This is a genomic window from Flavobacteriaceae bacterium (genome assembly GCA_014075215.1).
GTDB lineage: Bacteria > Bacteroidota > Bacteroidia > Flavobacteriales > Flavobacteriaceae > Polaribacter.
The window spans coordinates 2220266-2238420 of the sequence record CP046177.1 but is presented as its reverse complement, the minus strand read 5'-3'; the positions used below and the strand labels follow the sequence as shown (position 1 = coordinate 2238420).

4 protein-coding genes are annotated in these 18155 nt (G+C 41.6%); all 4 read right to left on the bottom strand.

The window, feature by feature from the left end; translation table 11 throughout:
- Window positions 1-9: 9 nt before the first annotated feature.
- Window positions 10-5019 (bottom strand): hypothetical protein, encoded by a 5010-nt coding sequence (locus GKR88_10935; protein QMU64752.1) that lies wholly within the window; start codon window positions 5017-5019, stop codon window positions 10-12.
- A 5-nt stretch (window positions 5020-5024) separates the two neighbouring features.
- On the bottom strand, window positions 5025-9944 hold the full coding sequence (locus GKR88_10930; GenBank protein ID QMU64751.1) for a hypothetical protein: 4920 nt from the start codon (window positions 9942-9944) through the stop codon (window positions 5025-5027).
- A gap of 135 nt (window positions 9945-10079) precedes the next feature.
- Entirely contained in the window at window positions 10080-11735 is a 1656-nt protein-coding gene (locus GKR88_10925; GenBank protein ID QMU64750.1) for a hypothetical protein, read from the bottom strand.
- A gap of 256 nt (window positions 11736-11991) precedes the next feature.
- Complete coding sequence (locus GKR88_10920; protein ID QMU64749.1) at window positions 11992-18129, bottom strand: hypothetical protein; 6138 nt, start codon at window positions 18127-18129, stop codon at window positions 11992-11994.
- Between the last annotated feature and the right edge of the window lie 26 nt (window positions 18130-18155).

The window sequence follows — 18155 nt, the reverse complement described above, 5'->3', positions numbered from 1 at the left end:
AGTTTTAAACTATTCATTTAACCATTCTGCATTTTGTATAGTTCCGTCATTATCATTATCAGTAGTATCGTTGGCTTTGGCATCTTGCCCTTCGTCCAGTTTCCAGTACCCGATCAAATGACTCTCGGTGCCCGAAAGACGTTTGTCTTTATTAGCTACAATTTCGTTTTTTGTAAGGGCAGTATCCCATATCCGGACATTGCTGAGAATTCCCGAGCATATATAATTGGTCGCTTTATTTGACATCAAATATACAGGTGCGTCAAAGTCTTTTGTAGAAGTAATCGCATAGGTCAATTCTACAGAGTCATTTCCATCTATATACATGCTTATTTTTGATGCTGTTCTGTTAAAAACAGCCACTACATGGTACCATTGGTCATCGTTAATTGGAGTGGAACACTCTAATAATTTGTCTTTAGGAGGTTTATCTACAGAATTGCCATCATCTCTGATATATGCACATATTTTTTCGGTATGGAAAAAGATGATAAACCCATCATTTGCCCAATCACTAAAATCATTATTACTTATAATGGGCGCAAAGTTATTTGATTGGGTTACGGATCCGTTGATCCAAAATTCCACACTAAAATCCTGATCAGATGTAAAACTGAATGTATTCTTATTGTTAAGGATTGACACATTTTTTACCGGACTTTTTGAATTGTCAAAACTTAACAACCCTACCATAATCTCCGGAACTTTGGTGATGAAAACTGTTTTGCCGTTGTTTTGCCCGGATCTTACCACAGCATCATGGATGTCTCGGGTAACAGCATCACCGGAAATGGTCAATTCAATAGTGCTGCCATTTCCGGTAGCCGTATCAAGAGGGGTACCATAATTATCATTTAAATACAATTCAACGGGTTCTTGGTCTGCTACTCCTTCTACTTCTACTGTAACTTTTTCCCGGTAGGAAACCATGGCTTTACCTTGTAGGCTTGTAGTAATAATTTGATGTGTCTCTTGGTGGGTTATTTTTACCACACCTACTTCTTCCGAGATACTACCTTTTGTTGCCATCACTTTGAGATAGACATCTTCTTCAATGGGGTCGGTTGTGATGAGACTTAACGTACTGCCTGTTCCTTTTTCACTTCCACTGGCGATATTGTCGCCATTATTTGCAAATACCAACTGATATTGTGTGTCCTCCGAAAGGCTATTCTCTACATGGATTTCTACTTTTACTTCACTATCAATGATTATTTCTTCTTCGATCACACGATGTAGAGCAGGAGCATCTCCACCATCCCACGAAGCTCCGTTAAGGGTTCCCGTAATAGTATTGCTAGACCTAGACGAGTCGTTGATCTCCAGACCTTGCATTTCATCCATTTTCCAGTAAGCTACCAACGTACTATCAATTTCAGAAGTTTCTAGACGTCTGTTCATTGTTTCGTCGATTTCTGCTTGCGTACGGGCTGTATTCCATATTCGTACTTCAGCAATCAAACCCGTAAAACTTTGATGTACGGCATTGATGTCCTCTGCTATACGTTGTGCTCCTATTCTGGCACCGTTTGTTGTTGTGGCAATTATACCAGTAAAAGGCGTAGTATTGTTATCAGCTACTCCGTTAACGTACCACTGTGATTGATCGCTTACTGAATTACGTACCATGGCAATATGTGTCCAAGTATTATCAGCTAAAGCATGATCTGCTGTTACGGTTCGTTGACTTCCGTCATCATATTTATATGTAGGCTTTCCAGTGGTATCAATACTCGTGGTACCTTCGGCAGCAGGTGATTTGTCATAGAGTGTCTGAAGTTCTGTATGTGCAGGTGTAGTGGCTCTTACCCACATTTCAATAGTTTGACTTTCTCTGATTTGTAGGTCATCATTGAGGTCTTTAAAATACACATAATCAGACGTGCCGTGAAATTGTAAACGACCCACCATCACGGTTTGTTTACCTACTATTTGTAACAAAACTTGCCCGTTTTCGTCGGGGATTGTATCACTTATTCGGGCGATATAGGTGGTATCTTCTGACAAACCTGCGGGTTGGTTATAAGTAACAGTACCCCCTGAACTTCCTGCCCCGGCAGCAAGTACGGCACCCTGATTGTTAAGGATTTCATAAAGCTTGTCTGGATTTTGAGCTTCTTCAAGCGTAACCACAAGTCCATCATCATAAGCAACTACAGGAGTACTTAGGGTTAACGTATTCTGTAGATTTGACTCTCTTACTACCGACACCTTAAATTCTTTATAATCTGTAGGATCAGGAAATTCTCCTACGTTGTAGGACGTATATTTGATATTGTAAAGAGTATCCGATGTAGGTGCGGTATCAATGGTAAAGACCAGTTCATCACTAGTACCTTCTTGTGAGAGACCAACATTATGATTATCTGCATCTTCACGTAATTGGTACTCTGTAATTTCTGTAACTGGAGGAGTACCATCTTCATCACTATCAGTTTTGTCTGGAGCTGTGCTGGCACCTACCCTTAGAAAGACGGAACCATGATAATCATCGCTAATCTGTACTTTACGTTCTACCAATTGATGAGTTACGGCAATTTTTACATCGTTTACGGGGGTCGGCATTCCTCCATTACCGTCATAATAGACATTAAAGGTTGTTTCTTTTGTAAGTTCTTGATCAATAGGAATACTCACTTCCTTATCATCTCCTTGATCACGTTGTGTGTAAACATTTCCGTCATGTTTGGCATGATAGGTAACATTTTTATCAGGGGCTGTCACCATAATAACGAGTTCTTCCTCATCAATAACCCGATAAGCAACTTCTGGAGATTGGGAATAAGCCTGCTCTGCCACTTCAACGTTTACGGTTCCTATCTCACTAGTACCCTCTTTTTCTTTTACTTTAAAAACAGTATCTGTCAATAGAGAGTCAGAAGTGAATTCCAGGGTTGTTCCGTTACCATTTTGTGGCGATCCCATATTCGTTTCATTGGCAATTAATTGGTAACTGCTGCTGTTTTTTGAGGCGGCTACTTTTATTTTGGCTGTGCTTTTGTAGGAGATACGCGGGGTATAGGTGGTAACTTGTGCCTTGATCAGGATATTTACGATTCCTATTTCGGCAGTATCTTCTTTTACTTTATAGGTGGCACTGTTTATTAATCCTGCCCGAACGCTGGTTATTAAGGTAGTTACTTTTGTAGCTTCGTCAAAAGAGGAAGTAGTGGAAATCTCTGACCCGTCCGATTTGTACAAATAATATGTTTTACTATCTTCTGTATCAGCGATCTCTATGCTGGCCTGACCTCCATATTCAAATGAGGGATCAGTAGTATTGATACGAAGAGCTACCTCTAGTTTAACAGTACCTGAATCTCCTGAATCTGGGGTTATATTAATGGTGTTTGATCCTTCACTGGTGATTTCTTCGGTAGTTAGGGTAGTGACTTTTGTATCGGGGTCATATTTTTTTTCATGGGTTATAGTATTGTCATCTATATCTAACCGATAGTTTGTACCATTTTCACTATCCCCAATTTTGATGACTGCAGCAGTTTTGTAAGGAATAAAATTTTGTTCCAAACTAAATTGTGGTATGACCTGTACAACAATGGTGGGAGTAATCTCAGTTGCTTTACCGTCAGAGGTCTCTAAGATATTATAAACGGTAGCTTGGGTTAAGTTTTTTGTATTGAGTTTGATAGGAGTGGTGCTGTCATTAGAAGAACCACTAGCATTGGGAACTAAAGCATTGTTTGCATCATAACGCAATTGATAGACCGCATTGGAAACAGGGGCTCCCAAAACAATTTCTACTGGTCGGTTGTAAAAAGCAGGATTGGGCGTTACGGAAATACGGGGAGTTACCGTAATGGAAAATTCAGCCAACTCTTCTTCCAAATTAGTGTCTCCTGTGAGTTGCTGTGTGACTTTTATTGTGGCATCTTTTTGTAATGCAAGGGTCTTGAGAGTAATCTCCCCATTGTTTTCTGTTGTTCCTGGCAGGCTGTTTTGTCTTTCCCAATCATCATCTCCTTCCTTTTTATAAAGAGTATATATCTTTTCCGTTTCCGTAGCTTTGACCTTTACACTTGCTGTTGTACCATAATAAATAACACCCGGAGTTTGATCCGGAGTATTTCCAGGATCAAGTACCACTTGTGGTGCTATGGTTACCTCTACTGTTTCTTGTAATGTTGTATCATTGTCTTGTGCTTTGGTTGCCAAAACTTGAAAGGAAGCATTCCCGGTGAGTACTGCTGATTTTAGTTGCTCTCCTTCTGTAAAGTCTGGTTTGTCTTCTCCAACTTTCCAAAGTTGGTAGGTAATTCCTGTTTGTGGAGTGTCTATTTTTATTGTTAATTGACGATTTTCTATGACGGTTACTTCTTTGACACTTCCACTTACATCCTCAGGCTCTTGTTCTGGTAAAGTGGGTATATGTAACTGAATACTGGCATCGGGGCGTACTGATACCGTTGTCGTATCTGTTAACGTGATTTTTGGACCTTCATCTGTTGGGTTGATGGCTTCAACTTGAAATGTAGTATCATCTACTAAATTATCGGTAGGCAACAAAATTGTTCCACCGTTCCCTTTCACTTCATCACCCAGACCGTTTACGATTTTATATATGATTGTGGGCTGACTTTTCAGTACTTGTATTTTGGTGGCAGTATTGTAATCAATCAGAGTGGAACTTGCTTCAATGTCAATATTGGGATTGGGTATTACAATCACAGTCGCGGTTTGTTTCAATACCACTTCAAGCGTGTCATCTTTATTGGCTACTACACAGAAATCACTGTTTTTTGTCAGTTTTTCAGTAGCTAGGGAAAGGGTACTCCCATTTCCGTTCTCTTCTCTAATAGCATCACCAGTGGGAGTGATTCCGGCAAATAAGCGGTAGCGTACCCCATTTTGCGTTTCTTCTATGAATACTGTTGTAGCAGTATTGTAGCTAATAGAAGGGTTTTCGCCTGGACTATACCCATAAGATACGTTTAAATTTGTATTAGGCTTTACACGAACCTCGGGAAAGACATTTAATAGAACACCGTCATTATTACTCATGGCTCTTATGTTGGTTTATTGGTTGCTTTGATACAAAGTTGAACGTTCTCTTGTAAGAGATAGGATTTCAGTGTAATTGTTCCACTGCTGTCTCCGTCTACAGCACTTCCTGTTGGGGTTCCTGCCGACCCACCTTCGTACAGATGTAGTTGATAAGATACATTGTCTTGGCTACCTGTAAGACTAACGGAGGCAGTACGACTGTAGTCTATGGTTATTTTAAGAGGTGAGACTTGTACATCGGTTTTAGGATTGACATTAATAGGAATCGGATTTCCTATTCGTGCACTTTCTGCACCCATCCCGTCTAACGGATGATCTATATGATACCTTGCTAGTATGTTGAATTCCGTACTAACTTCCAAACGTTCCGTAATAAAAGTAAGGTCTCTACTTGTTCCAAATTCTGGGGCTCCAACATGTGCATTGTCCTTTTCTTTTCTGAGTTGGTAACTAACATTCGGTTGCGTATCGTTAATAGTGATCGTAACCCGTTGATTGTAGTCAATGGAACTTGATGAAGGCGTGACCGTAAGATTGGTCTTGATAAACGGTTCTGATAACGCGTGTGCATACACACCGTGGTTGGCATGAGAGGTACTGTCTAAAGCAATATTTCCCAAACTTTCATTCAGTTTCCAGTAACTTTGTAAATTGGATTCACTTCCTGTCAGTGTGTTGTACATACCTGTTTTCAAATCCTCAGAGGTTTTTGCTTCATGCCAAATCCGTACTTCAGCTATTTTTCCTTTGTAGGGTTCAGAGGCAGTTTCATCGGCACCTAGGGTATATTTTACTGTCTCCTCAGGGGTAATAACTATATCATTACGTTTAATGGCTTCTCCATTGATGTACAAAGAGGTATTGTTTTTTTCATTCCGAACTATGGCAATATGTGTCCAGGAATCGGTAGAAACTTCTTCTTCACCCTCCAATTCAGAACTGCCATAACTGTATTTAGGTTTTCCGTTGGCTTGTAAGACCATTTTTTCTTCGGTATTACTTTCTGTAACTTTTTTATAGAGTACTTGTTCGTCTCCTATCTCGCCGGGTTTGATCCACATTTCAATGGTTTGTACTGCTTTTATTCCCAATGCCGTTCGTTCTCCGGTATCTATCAAATCAAAGTCGGCCATATTGGCATATTGAGGAACCGCCGGGCTTCCCTGTTCTTCACCAAACCATACCGTGTGGGCTTCGTCAAAATTGTATGGCGGGGGAATGATTCCCATTTTAAGATATGCTATCAGTTGATTGGCATGGTATTGTACATGGTTGGTATCCGGTTGCAACCATTTGTCAACGGATCGTTCAAAATCTTGAATTCGGTGGGCCAACTGTGCTTTGGTGTCGCTGTTTTTGTAAAAAACCCCAAATTCATCTGCAAATTGCTGCAGCTCTCTCTTGAGCAGTGAATGCTTATTTCTAGCAACCTCTTGACCGGAATTTCCTTCCAGCAAAGATCGTTTCTGAAAACGGGTATGGGCCTGCTCTATTTGGTGCAGGTGATCTTCTGCCGTATCAGCATTGTCAAAGGAAATACCCAGGGAGTTCATATAGGTCTTAAGGTCGGTTTTGCTCCATTCTTTACAGGGCGGGGCACTACCCAATAATAGTTTTTGAAGGCGGCAGGCACGGTCATGACGCATGATTTTCTGCTGAAGTTCTGTTTTTCCATCCTTTCCGGTATACCCAATACCGTGGGTATTCATCCGTTTTTTGAGTTGGGTATCCGTCCATTGGTCATTCGGCAATTCGGTTTGTGATAACCATTGGGAAGATTTTTCCCGAACGGATTTGAGTTGTTTCAGCAGGGTGGCTTTGGGAGTCTTTTCTGAGTAGGGTACACCCAAAAGCTGCATTCCCGCCTGTAAGGTCTCTGCTGATGCCGTACCATCTAATGAGGTATCGTATTGTCGGATCACCTGCCATTTCCGGTAGTGTTGCTCAAAGTGGCGAATGGCTTTGACAAGGGTTTTTCTTGTTTCTTCGGTACTGTACGGAATCCCCGGAATATCCATATAGGTTTTCAAATCTTTTTCTGTCCAATCGGTATTCGGTGTTCCGGATTGATACAATAACTGCCATTTTTGCATGTTTTGAATATGATTGGCAATCTTCTTACACAACACTGTTCTCTTTTCGTCAGATTGATAGCTGATACCATAGATATCCATAAAGTCTTGAATATCTTTCTCTAACCAGTTTTGATTAGGGGTTCCTGTTTGTTGGGCTTTTTTATGGAGCCAGTGGAAATAGGCATTCTCCCATTGTTCCATGACTGTAACCTCAGGAATTTTATTCAAAAGTTCTTCTTGAGTTTCTGCTTGATTGTAGGGGATTCCCAGTTGTGTCATGTAGGCTTCAATATCTTCAATAGACCAAGTGGCATCAGGGAGGTCTATAAAACGAGAGAACCAATGCACATAAACTTGAATATGTGCGGGGGTTTCTTCCCTAAGGGTTTGTTGTATCAATTCCCTGAAATTTGGGTTTCTAAAACGTGCAGGCCATTCGGGGAAAACAAAACTAAGCTGTAGGGTATAGGGTTCCCGATAGATTCGTGTTCGTTTCCAAAGCGCATGATCAAAACGGGTATCCGTATTTGCATGAGCAATCTCAAAATGGTCTTTTTGTATGTTGTACACCTCGTAAATGCCGTTGTAGATCGCATCGGAAGCATGAGAGATCTCTATGCTTTCACCGGTACTCAAATTGTGTCCCGGTGAGGTACATCGAATTCCGTAGCCTACTTTAGACTTTTCAGTGCCAGTAATTTCAGAGGTAAACGTCAAAAAAACACCTCCTTGTTGCGCTGTTTGCGGACATAAGAGTGCATGTTCTACCATATAAAAACCTTCTACATCGCTATTCCATTGTTGCCATTGGGCAATGAGTTGTTGTCTAGCTTCTTCAAACTTTTCCTCCGTATCATAAGATGCTTTGGTAATTGCTAATACATTCGGGTCGGTAAACTGCAATTGAGATTCGCTGTTACGACTTTCGATACTTACATCTTTAACGATTTCTATTTTATTATTAAGCCATTTGTAATGTTCTGCTAAGAGTCCCGATTCCAAAAGATGGTATATATTCCTGTTGGTTATGTTGTCATATATTACTTCAATTTGTACTCTTGTATTATCAGGAGTTGTACCTTCCAACTGCCCGGTGAGTCTTCTCCTCTGATAGTTGCGGATGCCCAACAGATTGGCGATTCGTTTTTCAAGACCGGAAATATTATCGGTATTGCCAGCAGGAGGCAGCGTATGGTTAAAGGCATTGCATCGTTCTGCTGAATTTTGAGGATATTCTTGTAAAAAGACTTGTTTGTCAAAAATCTGCTTTTCAGGAGCCGCATATAAAGCGTTCCCTGTGGCTCCATACATAATGAGGGAATAATCCGTAAACTGTTCGCTAAAACGTGCCATTAAGTGGTCCATAAAACGATTTTTACGGTCTATACCTGTATCTGTATCGGTGTCTTCGGCAATGCTTTTTAGCCAATTTTCGTAGTGATTGGGATCTTTGATGATCTCTTCCAACCCGGGCAGGTCAGAAAGGGTTTGCGCAAAATAGGTTTTGATTTCAGGATTAAAAAAGTCGACTAAATCTTTAAAATGTGCAATCTGTGAAAAATAATTGGCTAACAATTGTTCAAAAAACAAGAGATAGGCTTTTAATTGTTTTGCCTGTGCTATTCTTTGCGGGTCTTTAGAAGCCAAACCGGCTTTGCTGATGCCGTAGGTGGTTGGAAAATCGTTTTGGAAGGGAGTGTAGGTTTTAATATGTCGATCATTACTAGAGGCTAAAACAATGTCCTTGCTTTGTTCGGGTAGTAAGGGATACATATATGCCAACTTCATTTTCTGGTAGTACTGTAATACATTTTCTTCGTTAACCAGCACTTCTTTGTCTCCTCTCATCAATATAACTTCCGCCTTTTCGGCATAAAAATCAGGAGCTTTGTACGGATCTAAGTTCAATACCCAATCTACATACTTTCCGTCTTCATCTGTGGCATCGTGGTCAAAAATACTGATCGTTTTAATGATGTTCACACCTTCCAATTGCATGATCCTGTGGATGATATCGGAAATCCGAAGGTCTTTTCGTTTGGTAAGTTGTCTGATTTCTTCGGTATCTATAAAACCGTGTTGCAACAGCGGTCCTTCCATCACTTCATCCATTCGTTTGCCTTTGTCCAGCATTTGGCTGAGTGTGTAAAAACGAATATAAGGAGCCACATAATCAGCAGTCGTCCGATAGATCTGCGCCATCAGCAGGTCTGCGTCTGCCACCTCCCCAATTTCAATGGTCGCCTTGATATGAACCCGTTGCGCGTCCAGATAAGTAACCTGCCGAAAATCTTCACAAAGTTTGCGATCTTTTTGCAAACAGTCGGTTACTTGTACTCGCACATCTTCTTCTGATACATCTGCTTCTTTATCGGGTTGAATCAGTACTTCATAAAAACCTTTGGTTTCTAATGCCTTGTCGTTCAGTTGTTCAAAGGTAAGTACATCGTGATTTTTATCATAATAAAAATAATCATCGGGATGTGTCCGGGCTTCAATCCAGGCATTTTGAACCCCTTCAATATCTACCAGAATTTTACGGAGGTCTTCTGCCGTAACGGGTAGCGTGGTGAGTATTTGTGCCGGAGTATAGAGGCAACGGTAGGGATCATGTGCCTCGGTAGCCAACAGATCTTTCATGTCGTACCCGGTTCGGTAACTAAGGTCGGTGAGTGCATAACAGAGCTGCTCCAAGGTGGTGAGCCCCGGATCGTGGGTATTGTAATCGGTCCATATTTTACCGGCCAGATACTGAAGATGTGCGATGCCTTCTTCCCGTAACAACTCGTAATCCATTGCCGGTTGTTCGGGGGCATCGGTACTAATGGTAATCGTCTGTTCGCTCATGATTGCTTAAATATAGTTGGGCGTGGTATGATTATTAAAATGACGGTAGTCTATCTGAAATCTTGTCCTATGTCTCATAATCCGTCTGATTCAATATTCTGTGTTTCTTCTATAAGAAGAGAACACTTTTTTGTGTTATAGTTTTATGATGTATGCCAAAACATAATAAGGTGGAAGGTTGTTATGAGGTTGATCTCCTCCTTGGTATGAGCCGAAGTAGAAATAATTGTCGTAATCTGTTTTTCCAGATCCCATTTGGTTTCTACTACCAGTGTACCCAAATTGCCAATCAGTATAACGTTCTCCCCAGCCATGATGTCTATGTTTTGGCATTTCTGCTTCCTTAAGCTTCACTTTTTCTTCTCCTCCTTCATTTCCTATCTCAGCTTTGTGTCCTCCCATTATAAATTTACGTATTAGGTTTGGACGACTACCAGTTCCATCACAAAGTGCCCACCCGCTAGGAATATTATCATTTTTTCCGGACCACATGACAATGACTCCTCTAGGAACGACATCTACTCCAGTATTGTATCGAAAGGCTTTGGCCTTTACTGTTCCGTTAACCTCTATTGCTTCCGAAGGAGAGTCAACGTTCATAACACCCAACCTACCGTTGCGGATGGTAATATAATTACTGTCGCTATCAGCACCATAAATATTCAAAGCACCTCCTGTGCCACTAACTCCCTTGATGTTACCTCCATTAAAAACTCCATCGCCTGTTGTATGAAGATCACCATTAATTCTGGCATTGCCAATGACTTCTAGTTTAAAATTGCTTGTCATGGTACTACCAGTACCTACGTAAATAGAATCGTTAACCGCCAGTTTAGCACCTGAGGGAACGGTGTCAAAACCAATTCCTACTTGACCATAAGTATTAATTAACAGGTGTGAGTTGGCGGTCACATTACCTTTACTGTTTGCCCAAAAGCCAAGTTCACCATCGGAAATTATTTTTAGCAGGTTTGATAAAGTACCCTCTGAAACAAGTGCATTGTCATCTCCGGAATTTTTTAAACATAAAATCTTACTGCCTGTTACTGCTTTGATATTGCCATTTACCGTTAAGCGTTCGTCAATGGTTTCGCTTACTGCCAGACCAATCCCTACATGCCTATTATTGTTTTTGCTACAAATGGATAGGTACGCATCTCCATTATCATCTTCAACGATCAAAGGAGCAACATCAGCATCTTTGTTATTTCCGGTATCTAGTGTGACATGTAGTTTTGCTTTGTCGTTAAAAAATGCAGTTGCATCATTAGGTTTCATACCATGTCCTCCCACGACTACTTTCGCATTTTGACTTAGTGCCCCTACCGAAAGGTAATTATTGGTGTCTCCTGCTATGATCAGTGGATTTACGGAGGTACCTCCTGAATCATCATAGTATACATCCAGTTGACCTCTAGGTACTTTTACAGTAGCATTTGAGTCAGCGGTATTGATATTGATCCCTACTTTGCTATCCGTTCTACCTATATAAAAATGGGTTTTTCCTGTGGTTCCAATTTCAAAGGCTTCGTGAGCAATGTTTTCTCCCAATATCCAAGGAGTGCCTTGATTAAAATCGGTTTTGAAAAGATGAAGAAATTCATTGCGAGTTGCGCTTGCTCCCGAACTTTTGATCATCAATGGCGTATCATCCACAACAGCAATCGGGTCCTCTCCCTGAATGATCATGGCATCAATGAGGTATTCAAAATTCTCTTGTGTGGGAATGGAAAAGGCAATAAAGTAAGATTTTAGTTCGGGTCGTTCTTTTTGGTTAATATCAGTACTCATATTTTTATATTTTAGTGTATTATCAATAATATTCGTGTATTTTTTGGCAGAATATTTCTTTTGTTGCAGAATGTTTTCGTTTTCGAATTCGTCTTCTGGCTTGTCCAGATTAGGTCTTAATAATAATTCATCATTCTACATTTGTCATTCTACATTTGTCATTCTACATTTGTCATTCTACATTTGTCATTCTACATTTGTCATTCACAATTGGCAATTCATAATTCACAATTCGTAATTCTACATTCATAATTATCTACGTTTTCGCTTGTACCCTAAAGTCCAGTTCTATTTTCATGTAGTTAATCCCCTGGTAACGGGCATCGTCATACTCATCGGTGGCAATGATGTCTATCTCGTGTTCGGTAGCCGACATCAGTACCTCATCCGGCATCAGGGCTACCGCAACATTTTCTCCGTTTTGTAAAACTGTGACGTCTGTGTATTTAAGTTCGCCCTGATCATTATAAGACCCCTCAAACATTTTTATGCGTGTTATATAATCTATATAGGGTCTGCCTTCTAAAAAGTTAATGATGGAATTGGCATATATTTTACTGTCAAAACTGATCTCAGCCCCTTCGTCATAAGCCCAGGGCGACAGGTATTGTTTCAGATCTTCGTTAACTTTAACCTGATATACTCCCGGATTATATCCTGTGCGAAAACGTACCGAAAAGCGCAGTTTAACGGGAATAAAGTTGGCATTCCGCACTATCATATCCACCGCTTGTGACCGATATCCGTCCAGATACTGTTGAATTTCCAACAGCCTGCCGGAGGGTACTTTGGGTTCAAAAGGATTGAAAGGCAATTTCCCTCTGATGTCCGGGATCACCAGTACGTCCACTCTGCCCGGTTGACTGTCGGGATTGGTTTTGTCATTAATATAAAGGCATTTGGCTTTGTACACATCAGGAAATTGTTCAAGGACGATGCGTTCGTAATCCCAAAGTGCCCATAATCTGTTTTTGTGCCGGATACGTTCTCCGGTGCGAATGTAAAACGCGGTATCTTCTTCTTCCGGAGCTCCTTTACCGGAGGTATAAGGCTGACTGACCTCTTTGATCTCGTCTAAGTTTTCGAAGGTTTTGGAAATACTACCCGCGGGTAGAGGCGTGCTGAAATGATCGTCGGGTACTTCCGCAGGATTGGTCAGTACCAAATGAACGGCCTGTGTGTCTATCCCTATGGTATCGCATGTAGCGGCACTGTTCTGATTTACTTCTGCCTTAATCCAATGGTATCCTGCGGATAAGAGGGTGTTATTATTTGTGGCTTCTTCGGGCATATCAAATATAATGATCCCGGTATTGATCAGACCGTTGGTGGTATCGGCAGGGATTTGGTCTCCTTTGAATGGAATCCAGTTGTTCCGGCTCAGGTAACTCCACATCACCTCGGGCGGTGCAAGATCCGGGTTTGCGCTTCCCTCTGCAAGTTGAAACAAAACGGAAAGGTTGTTGGGAGGCACCAGATTTTCCAATCCCAGATACAGTTCTCCCTGATTCGGATATTCCGGAAACAGGGCATACCAAACATCTCCCTGTGTATCGGTTTCTTCCGAGGGCACAATCTCAGCAAAACCAAAAGGATGTACATAAAACAGCAAATCATCATCTTCTCCAACAGTGTACTTTTCCGTAGCAATTGTTGCCAGTGCCGTGTAGGTCATTGTCATTTTTTTGATCTTGGGAGTGTAAGGAGGGTTCAAAAGCAACTCCTTGTTGGAATTTTCATCCGCTAATAACTGCTGTTTAGAAAGTAACCTGCTGTAATCGGTATGGTAAAAATCAGGAGCGTTCAGCGTGAACTCCCAAAATCGTACCCATTGTTGAGGGTTGTCGGTCACCGTCCAACCCTTTTCTCTAACGTATTGATAAGCCCCATTGCCGGCAGCCATGATCCCGCTGATATTACGTAGGGTAAGACGGTGATTCCGAGTGGCATCGGGAGCCGAAAAAAGGTAGGGATCACCTGATACGGGATAGGTCACTTCGATCTTGCTCCCTTCAGGTTGTGTTTGGGTATTGATCTTGATGACACCGGCACTATATTTTCCGCGGTCGTCTATAAGTGTAACACCTTTACCTTCTCCTGATTCAGGGCAATTCGGACTACAGTCACTTACCTCAGCTCCCCATTTGACATGTCCGCAAAGACCCTTTAAGTTGCTTTCGTCAGTTCCCTCCTTTAAATAAAAGGTAACCCTGCTCCCTATTTTATGAACGGTTAATTTTTCTCCGGTTTTATCTGTATAACATACCACAAAGGTATCTCCGATACTTCTGCCTTCTGTACTGATGGTGATGTACTGATGCAATACCTTAGGCTCGTAGCCTGCCACAGGCAGGGAACTTCCGTCTTCTGCTTTTACACTGAAATCGGCCGGGGTGACTGATTCAACAGGGATACCGTTTAAAAGAAAAGGTGCTTCTCTACCGGGATTGCCTGTCAAAAAGGTTTCGGTATATTCAAAATGCTCTAAAGGAATCTCAATGCTCCTGTCTCTGTATTTGAGTTGTGCGGTATATCCGATATTGTTGGTGTATGGGAATTCTTTGTCTGCCGGTTCTTCGTCCGATGTTGGTGTATCCTGTACTTTTAAGCCTTGTAGTTTCCAGTAGTTCTCATAGTATTCTTTAAAATTGTCAGGGGCTCCCATCCATTCAACATCCAGGGTCAGGGTGTCTAATTTTTTGTAGACGGTTTCCGGATGCGCAAAGTAACAGGCAGACCCTCGCTCCGGATTGGTTCCGAAGGGTTCAAAGGGACTGTCTGACTTCAGAACGGTGGTATCATTGCTCAGGGCATATTCGGTAATGGCTTCTACCTCAACACTCACTCTGGTTTTTTCGAGCTTTAAATTTTCTACCTGGTTGTAGCAATTCACGTAGTAATCCGGGAAGCCCGCAATGTCTGCTTTTTGCAGGATGTTGCGTAATGTCATTCGAAGAACTGGCCATTGTGATACGTCTGTTCCTGTTTCTAACATGGCAATAGGATCGTCTTTTTCATCAACACTCAATTCAAATTTCCATCCTTGAAGGTAGAGATCGTCTGCGCCGTACTTTTTTACAAAATCGTCTTCCGGACGTTGGTCGGCAGATACAGTATTTGTTAAAGGTGTTACTTTTACTTTATTGCTATTTATAATCGTATCAATTTGGCAGATGCTCCCGTCTTTTCCCCAAACCAGATAACCACCTATATCACCGGAAGTAAAGGGATCGCCCCCGTTTTTCTGTACTTCATTTCCTGCAGTGAGTCTGATTCCCTTTGGTACCTTTTCGGTAGAAGTATCTTCCAGGTATCTTTTTTCGGGATCGTAGGTAATACAGGCACCGTAATTCACTCTTTCCAGGGTAAGCGGAATCCATTCTTTGGCAGTGGTAATGTAAAAACAGAAGGGGAACGAGTCCGGATCGGAAATGATGTCGGGATGGTTAAAGAGGGTCTCTGTGTCACTCTCGTCATAACTTCCGGGAGTAAAGCCTAAAGACCAGCGAATGATTCGTTTTCCTTTTTCCATGGCCAGTACCGAAGAACTGACCGCAAACCCCATATTGGCAAATGTAACGGTACCGTTCTTTTCGTCAAGTTGATTGCTGCCAAAGGTTTTCCAGCGCAGGTTGCTGTTCTCGTCTTCGTATTCTTTTCGAAAAGCGGTTTTTGTGGCATCGGGGGTTGCATAAAAATTCCCGTAAAGGTCTTTTTGAGGTTCCGGAATATCAATTTGCCGGAGATTGATCCGGGCTTTTTCCATATACTCATAAACCAGTTTCCATTCGCTTTCGGTGGCTCTCGCATTGTCTTTGGTGGTCATGATAGTGGAAAAGTGGTCTTCAATCAGGTAGAGCTCATTTCGAATATAATCACTCGCCCCCTTTTTTGCCGCTTCGTCAGTGCCTTTCCATTGTGCGTACACATCATCCAAACTATTGGCCCCTTCCGGAAAAGCGGGTAGCGGGTCTCCTTCGTTGGGTTTTCCCCAACAGTATTCACTGATGTCTTGAAAACCACGACCCGAAGTGACTTGATCACCTTCTTCTCTTTTTTGTTTTAACACATTTTCTCCCTTTACGATCACTTTTTCCCGGTGTGCCTCTTCCAGAATGATATAGGTTTTGTCCCAGGCCTCATCATCGGAAGTTGATTTATTGCCGAGTACTTCTTTCAGGGTATTACAATTCATGTACAACTGCTTTTCTACATAATCACTTGTAGCAGAATTGGTATTTGCTTTGGATACGTTAATGGTTTCTACTAAAAATTCATCCGTTCTTTTTTTAGCTCCGATATCTACAATAACAATACCATTAACTTGAGGATCTATACCCGAGACAATTGTGGTATCATTTATGGTTGCGACGGAAACCAATACTTCATCTTTGGCAAGACCCACAGCGTTTAAAATGGCTATGATAAGTTCACTTTCATCTGCTGGATCCAGTGTTTGGCTGGTTACTTTTGCCAGGGCATCGTCTATGATTTTTTTTGTGGTTGCTTTAACTTCTTCCAATTCCTTAGAATCATTTTGTCCGGATTCCGGTAAAAGATCCGAAGAAAATGTCTTTGTCAATTGCTCTTCTATCACCCCCAGTTGAATGTCTTCCGCAACATTGTCAATCGCTTGTTCGGACAGCATGCCGTCTAAAGCGGTTTTTGTTGCGCTTGCAATCCCTTTTCTACCCAATGTTTTGAGAGTGGTTTGCTCCATTTCCAACTGTATGTATAGAGCGATCAGTTGTTGGTTTTGTGCAGGACTTTCAGGAGTACCCGTTCCCAAAAATTCGGTCGTAGCTGTTGTTAGGATATCTTCAGTATGTCGGAACAAATAAGATGCTATGGTATTGGAATCACCATTTCCGTTTTTAACCGCAGTTTGTATTTCGCTATTATCTATTAATACGTTGTTTACTCGTTTCGACTGTTCGGAAGCCAATTGTTGGTTGATGCTTTTACGGACGGATTCATTCAAACTTCTTTTATTCACTTGCCCCAATACGTTTTCGGCAGCTTGTTGATAGCCTTCTAAAGATGTACTGCCGTCAGCAGTGTGAAGTGCTTCGGCTACAAACTTAAAAGTTCCTTTTTCATTGCTTTTGGTATCGGCTTTGGCTACGGCTTCGCTGAGGATTCGATTCAATATCTCTCTTTCCGAATTTTCTTCATCCAAATGGTCTAATATGGAATTGCTATTACTTACTGCCGTTTCAATGGCTTTTTTTAATTGATTTCTGGTCTCAGTATCCAAATCAATACGCAATACTTCCACCAATGTGTCGCAGACGATATCGGAAAGTACCATCAGGTTTTGTTCCATGATAAATAACAGATCTCTTCCCAGTTCCAAGAGATCTATTTCCGGCAAATCTTTCTTTTCAGTATCAGGATACAGCACTTCCAGCATGATGCTTCCAAAATCTTCTTCGGTGACGTTGTTAAGAACCTTCCGGATGATCTCTGTTGAGTCTGCTGAGCCTGCGGAAACTTTTAAGTTTCCACTGTTGTTTGTGATGGCTTTACGCATCTCCTCTTTAAAGGCATCGTTGAGCTGGTATTCCTGACTGTTGAAGATGGCTTCCCGCATCAGAGAAACAATGGCATTTTCAATTTGTTTGTCTCTAACTTCATCTGTTGGATTACCTGAGCATTTATCTGATAAATCCTGCAAACTGGTAACTCCCGGCGGATAGGGAGGAAGGGGGTCGCCCGGATTGGGATCGCCTGCTGCCATTTGTACCAATTCCAGGATGTCTCCTTCGCGAAGGCGTTCGTCCCGAATGGTAATGACCTCTTTATCATTGTAAAGATTTTTGATCTGCCCGATAGTAGCCTGATTGATGAGTGTATCGGCTTCCGAAGTGTATACCAAAGGATTGCCCTCACTATCGGTACCGGCATCAAAAAGAGTTCCGGCTTTTAGTTCATAAGTTCCGGTACTCTCATTCAGTTGAATGGTCACATTTACCTGATCGGGTATGGCCGCTTTTTTGACCATTTTCAGAGCTTCGTGATAATAAAAGTCCAAATGTCTTTTGGTCAGGTCATTGGCCTGTTTTTTTTCGTGTTCCAGAAGTTGCAAAAAGGTTAATAACAACACGAGATGCGGTTGTGATAATTTGGCTTCTTTAACGGCATCGTCGGAAAAGGCGGTAGGGTCTTTTAAGAATTCAATGATATCATTAGGATCCTGATCGAAAAAGGAAGACCAGTCTCCGCCGGGAGTATTGTCAAGATCATAAAAACGGAGCCCTTTGGAGTAGTCTTGTACGAATGCAAACACATCTTCCAGAGTACGTTCGTCTACAGCAACATAGCTGGCACTGATAGCTTTGGGCAATCGCTGACTTTGGGAAGTACCGTCACGGTATAATATGGGGTCTCTCATGGGGGAATAATTGCTGGTTTATTTTG

Coding starts and splice junctions, on each gene's coding strand:
- GKR88_10935 (QMU64752.1), bottom strand. CDS start 5,019: ATGAGTAATAATGACGGTGTTCTATTAAATGTCTTTCCCGAGGTTCGT.
- GKR88_10930 (QMU64751.1), bottom strand. CDS start 9,944: ATGAGCGAACAGACGATTACCATTAGTACCGATGCCCCCGAACAACCG.
- GKR88_10925 (QMU64750.1), bottom strand. CDS start 11,735: ATGAGTACTGATATTAACCAAAAAGAACGACCCGAACTAAAATCTTAC.
- GKR88_10920 (QMU64749.1), bottom strand. CDS start 18,129: ATGAGAGACCCCATATTATACCGTGACGGTACTTCCCAAAGTCAGCGA.